Annotated in this window: 1 protein-coding gene; it reads right to left on the bottom strand. The window is 40.3% G+C overall.

All coding sequences use genetic code 11. The features are described from left to right. On the bottom strand, window positions 1-6,346 hold a 6,346-nt coding region (locus DW083_RS21585), incomplete at its 3' end, for a YDG domain-containing protein (protein ID WP_147382178.1). Window positions 6,347-6,690: the final 344 nt, after the last annotated feature.

Here is a 6,690-nt window from a genome sequence, read left to right as displayed (position 1 = left end):
TCACAATCGTCAGCTGCAGCGGCTGAATCGGATTCACATAAATACTACCCTGTTTTGCATATACCTGTGTATTGGCAAGGGCTTCTTCAAGGCCGGTAGCAAAGTCTACAGTCACTTCGCAAGTGGCTGTTACATCACCGATCTTAGCTGTGATCGTTGCCGTACCTACCTTCAGAGCTTTCACTGTTGCACTGTTTCCGTTAGCTGTCACACTGGCAATCGTCGGATCGCTGCTGCTCCATGTCACGGTCTTATCGGAAGGAGATACAGTTGCTTTCAGTACAAACTCTTCAGTACGCGGCAACGTCTTTGTTGTTGCATCCAGGGAGATTGTAACAGTTTCATCGCCTTCGTCACCACCACCGGAAGGAGGAGTCGGGGCAGCTTTGTAGCCAATTGAGTTACTTGTATAAACCAAAGAGAAGTTCGGATCCTCTGCTTTTGTGCTTACCTGATAAACATTATTACCTAATGATATTACCTGCACAGCATCACTAAATACAGCACCGGAAACAGGTTTACCTGTTTCACGAATTGTATAAGTCAATTTGTTTTTAGCATCAGTTGTAGAAGAGGCTGTTTCGGGAACCGTTACTATGATAGTCGGTTTCAAAATCGTACCTTCCAAAGCTTCCGTATTAGACAATGTATAGTTAGCAGCGTTATCGCCTCCCAAACCTTCCAATTTAAACTTACGTGCCGTACCAACCGTTTCATTATCCAAAGTTACACTCAGGCTTACGATATCATTGCTCAATATACCTTCAGCGGTAAATTCGTCTAATATCATGTCTTTCGAACCTGTATAGTATGCACTGATCGGAGCTGAAACTTTAATTGCTTTCTGATCAATCTTACCCGTAACCTTAGATGCTAAATTATAGTTATTTGCATCTGCACCTGTCAGGATAGGAGCCTGGGAAGGATTGATCGCCTTTGTTCCGGCTGCCGGAGAAGCATAGTTGAATGTTACGCCATCCAGATCCAATACTACGTTATCGTTGCTCACTACACCATCTAAAGTTACAGTACCGGTTGCTTGAGTCAAGCCGTCGTACGTCTTGCTCATATCGGCTGCATAAGTAATTTCCTTCGGAGTTACTTCATACAGTTTGACTTTGACATCACCAGTAGAAGTATTTGTTGCAATAATAGCAACCTTACCAACACCATTTGCGGCCAATTTACCATCAGCATCAATAGTCAAACGGTTTAAGCTGGTAGATGAATATTCGTAACCATCTACTTTAGTAATCGTATTACCAGTTACAGCATATTCAATCTTAGTAACCTTATCGCTGCTATTCCAACCAGTCCAATCAGGATCGCTTGCTTTTGTTGTTGATAAAGCATTTACCGCCTTAGTTCCAGTTGTAATAGCATTCACACTATTTGTAACACTACCGTCATCACTTGTTACCTGGAAATATCCATTTACATCTACAGTTTCTGAAACTTTCAAGTTCTGATGTCCGGCAGGATCGACTACTAAAGCTTTTGGAGTTTCACCATCTTTATAAGCTACCACAACCGGAGTACCTTTTGTAATAGTCAGTTTTCCGTTTTCAGCTTTCAGATTGTAATTCTGGCATAAGCCACCATCAATCTTCAACGTCAATGTACCATCTTTTTCATTTTCAGTAACATCTAATTTACCGGTATAAACAGAAGACAAAGACTCACCTGTAACCAAATCTGTAGCAGTGAAAGAATACTTTGTATAACGCTGGTTGTACATGCGTGTAACATCGTCCACTTTTACTGTTGCGTCCTTCTTCGTAATTTCACCTTTCAGGCCGGTAGGTTGGATCAGGATGTAATTTTCGGATTGATTACCTGTCAGTACCAATGTAGAAAGAGTGATCGCATGTGTTCCGACATTCTTGCTGGCATAAGTGGCAGAAATGTTTTCTGTTTTAATGCTAACCTGGTCAGAACCGATTACCTTATAATCAGCTGACAACTTAATCGCCGGCACTGTTGCAGTAACATTGCCATCATATTTTTTCGTGAAAGCTGCAACTTCTGCTTTAAGCGGTCTCGGAGTTACTTTGATTGTCTTCGTAATAGTGGCAGAAGAATAGCTGTCATCAGCTGCACGAGAAACTGTTACAACAACATCACCTGCTGCTGTCGGTTTCAAAACATTGTTTGCACTGATAGTTGCACCTGACGCAACACTAAATGTATATTTACCTGTTGCACCCGTCTGGTCGCTCGATACAATCAAAGCCAGGCTATCGCCATAGACAATAGAAGAAAGAACTTTGTCGTCAAATGCCAGGTTCTGCGGAGTACCGGCTTCTACAGTTACATCAATTGAAGCTGTACCTGTATTGTTAGATTCTTCAGTTGTTGTTGCCGTAAATGTAATAGTGTGCTTTCCTGCTGCAGCCGAAGACACTTCATATTTATAAATGCCATCTACCGGCTTGATATTTTCGTTAGAGGCAGCATTTGCGACTTCATCCTTAGCTGTTACTGCTGCATCTTTAAGGCCACCGGCATGAACTAATTTAGCCTGTACTGTAATTGTTTTAGCATCGGCTGTTCCTGTTACCTTTGCATCTACAATCTCAATCTTAGGATTAGTAGCCTTAACAGTCAATGTACCCTTTCCAAAAGTAATCGCATAATTATCGGAAGTCAGGCCGTAAGGCATAATGTCATAACCGCCATCTTTCACTAAAGAATCAGGAGTAGCGGAACAGATGAACTTCAAGGTACCGTCAAGTGCGTCTCCTCCTTGCAAATTTGAAGTTTTAGCCGTAAAGGTCGGCAGTTTTTCTGAACCAAATGTATAAGTTACATCATTGGCATTTACCGTAGCCTTTGCTTTCACAACCTTAGCGGTTACGAAAGTGATCGGAGCTAAGGTATAACGTTTAGCTGAATCCGTATTTAACAAAGCATTTGCAATCTCAACCGGAACTTTATCCCCAACGTTCTTATTTGCACGTTTTCCTGTCGGAGTAGTAGAGATATTGAAATATCCAGAGGTAGCAGCTTCCCAAGGAAGTCCGGAAACTGCGATATTGTCAGCATCCCATTTCAAGGTTACATCATCTTTTGCATTGTAAACGATTGAATCGCCCTTATTTTCTGCTCCATAGTTCGGAACAATACCAGCCGTCAGGGTCAAAGTACGTTTCGTGATCTTCAAATTCTGGGTGTTTGTAAGTTCTGTATCACTTTCATCAATCTTACCATCATTATTCGAGTCTATCTTCACTACCAATTTCAATTCAACTTCACCGGGGTTCAAGAATGAGAGAACACCATCTTCAGTCAATGAAACTAAATTACTTTCTGTTGTTACTACCACATTCTCTGTATTGAAAGCCAATTTGATCGGAGTAGATGCAAAGGCAACGCTATCCGGCAAGTTCATGATTAACGGAGCGACAGCAACATCAGCATATGCATACTTCGGAGTTTCTCCAGTGGCATCAGCATTATATTTCAACAGTTTCACCGCCTTACCTTCAGCCAACAACTTGGAAGCCTCTGCCTGATTGGTTGTGATATAACCGTCTTTGCAAGTAGCTGAAATATTGCCTTTCATTTCGAAAGGATCATCATTTGTATTCAACTCGTTCAAAATTCCATCGCTCATAACATCCGAAGCAACAATAGTTCCGCCTTTTTCACGCATGCAATAGAAAGCATTGGCTGCTTTATAGTCATCAGCCCCATTTACATAAACATATTGCCATGCATCATTAGCTGTCATACGGACATAACCGAAACTCTTGTCATCGTATGTATTCTTCAGAGCAATTGCTGCGTCGTCAACATTAGAAGTGTTCACATCCTGGATAAGAATATTTATAGCAACGTCATTACCTACAAGGCCGTTACAACCAGTAAACGTATTACCGGTAATCGTATATGCAGCTGCACTTGTCTTTGTAGTAAGTTGAATGCCGTTAGATACATATTTACTTGCATCAGCAGCGGAGCCATTCAATTTACAATTCTTAATCGTCGCCTTATCACAGTTTCCAAAAACAACTGTCTTCTCATGGCCATATTGTGTACCGAAAGAAGTTGCATTCACCGTCAGCCCATCTAATGTAACGTTTTCACCACTCAATACGATATGGCCGTTAATCGTACCCTTACCGCTTAATGTGATATCTTTATCGATTGACAATGGTTTGTCGTTATCGAAAGTCCAAGTTTTACCTTCCGCTATTCCAAATTCGGAAATAGTAATAGCCGGATTATCATTTGTTTTCTTCGTGAACGTAGCAAGTTTCGCTTTCGCTCCGATCAGCTCGATATTGGCATTTTCCAAACCTTGTCCGAGCTGCATTACAGGAGCATTCCCTCTTGTATTTGTGAACTCGAATTTCACCTTACCGGTAACACACGGAATAATCTTTCCATCCGTATCAGAGTCAGCCCAACCGTTTATCGGCCCAAGGCAAGCATTGATATTCTCCAAATCATTAAATGTACAACCATCAAACGTACAAGTGATATTCCCAACCGTACCTCTATTTACAGATGCAAATTCATAATAGGAGTTTACTTTTGCAAACGTGCAGTTTGTAACCGTTGCTTCGATATCATCTGCACGGCCATTTGCAAGAACACCATAGAAAGCGGCAATTTTGACACCTTTCAAATTAACAGTGCTCTTTCCTGTACGTGTATAACCCTGGCCACCGCCGCAACCGATACCTTCGGTTATCTCACCGCCTTCCATAGTCAGCTTAACGGTTTGTACACCATTCACAGATTCAGCCAACGGTGTTTCCAGTGTATTCGATGTTAATCCAGCATCATAACCTCCGGCATAAAGCGTAGCAATCTTTGTGTCTGCACCTGAAATACTGATTACAACATTATCTGCTTTAGATTGATATTTACCACCACCTTCTAACAAATTACTAACAATACCACCAGTGATATTGATGCTTACATCTTTAACGTCAGCACTCAAGTTATCATTTTCTTTTTTATTGGAGCCGTAGCCACCACCAAATATATTTTTGACTGTACCGCCAGTCATGGTAATGCTTGTCGATCCATTTACATCATTCTTATAGCTACCACCATATACCTGAAGCGTTTTGTCATATTCTTCATTTCCAATCTTTACACCTTCTTTACTTTCTCCACGTGCCTCAATCATAATAGCCTTACCGTCGGCAAAGAACATATTATTTAAGACTGCTTTATGGTCTTTCGTTTGATCCAATGTCAAAGTTGCATCTTCTGTAAGCAAACCATTATAGAAGTTCCAGACTTTATCTTTTCCGATATTAAAGCTATTGAAAGTTGTACCACCAGTTCCTGTTGTTTTATCTTTAAAAGGTTTATTATAAGCCTTAGCCCCTATTAAATTTACATTAGCAGCATCAAGCCCCTGCCCTATTCGAACAATCGGTGCCCCCTTTTTTGTATTTACGATTGTACAAGAAACAGATTCCAAAACTTGCGGTATTTCAGTTGTTTTGGTGTCCGAATTGGCCCACCCTTCAGTGGCACCAAGAAAACCTTCAACTTTATCACCAAATTCACAACCATCAAATGTCATATCAAGTACTCCTACCCGGCCCCGATTAATTGCCGAAAATTCAGTTGTGATCTTACATCCGATTGCCTTCACTGTCACCTTATCTGAACGACCATTAGACGCAATTCCGTATAAAGTAGGAATTTCTACTCCGTCAAGAGTTACTTCTGTCTTTTTAGAATAAGAATAGCCTTGGCCACCACCACAGCCAATGTATCCTGTAACTTTACCACCTGTCATTGAAAATTTAGTGGATTCTACACTATTTACAGAATTTTCATAAGTTGTTTCTATTGTATTCTTTTTGGTAGACCCAGATTCAACACCACCCATAAAAGGATATGCAACAGAGGCATTTCCACTGACTTCAATCACTACATCTTTAGATTTAGCATAATAAAGACCTCCAGCTGCCAATATATTGTCAATTGTTCCCCCTTTTATCGTAATAGTAGTAGAACCTTTTACATCGGCCGATTTTTCACCCCCATTTTGCGATAGTTCGCCATAACCTCCACCATACAAATTACGGAGAGTACCGCTTTCCATTGTAATGGTCGATGTTTCAACAAAAGCATTCTTTTTACCACCAAAAAGAATTACAATTGCACCATTCTCATACTCGAGAATATCCTCCTCGCCGGATTTAATGGTTACACCTTTTTCACCTTTTGCCGTAATTGTGATAGGATTTCCATTTGCATAAACGTATTTACGCAAATCTTTACCTGTTCCAACATCTTCAGCAGTCAATTTTCCATTTGTGCTTTGTGTGGCGTTTTCTTGCGCATGCACCCACCCCACACTCGTCACCGCCATAAAGGCAGCGAGTAACATAAGTAATCTTTTCTTCATAACATTTTTAATTAAAGCATTAATAATGAGTTTATTGATTGAAATAAAATTCTGTACCCTATCATCGCTCTATTAACTTACCCTATACAATGTACGCTTACAAATAGTAGTTAACAAGTGTGATTTTCTGTATTTTGACGACCGAAAACGATCCTTTTTTTTAGTCATTTTTAGGCTGGATGCGGGTTTGGAGCATTTTTCTCCAAAATAATACGACAAGTTTTGAAAATCAAGGAGTTTTTTATTTTGAAAAAATTTGGAAGATTGAAAAAAAATGTAGACTTTTGATGACTAAAATAAACGATCGT

The organism is Parabacteroides sp. AF48-14 (assembly GCF_003477465.1).
GTDB classification, from domain to species: domain Bacteria; phylum Bacteroidota; class Bacteroidia; order Bacteroidales; family Tannerellaceae; genus Parabacteroides; species Parabacteroides acidifaciens.
Note: the sequence above shows the minus strand (reverse complement) of the source record. Positions and strands in the feature narration are given on the sequence as shown.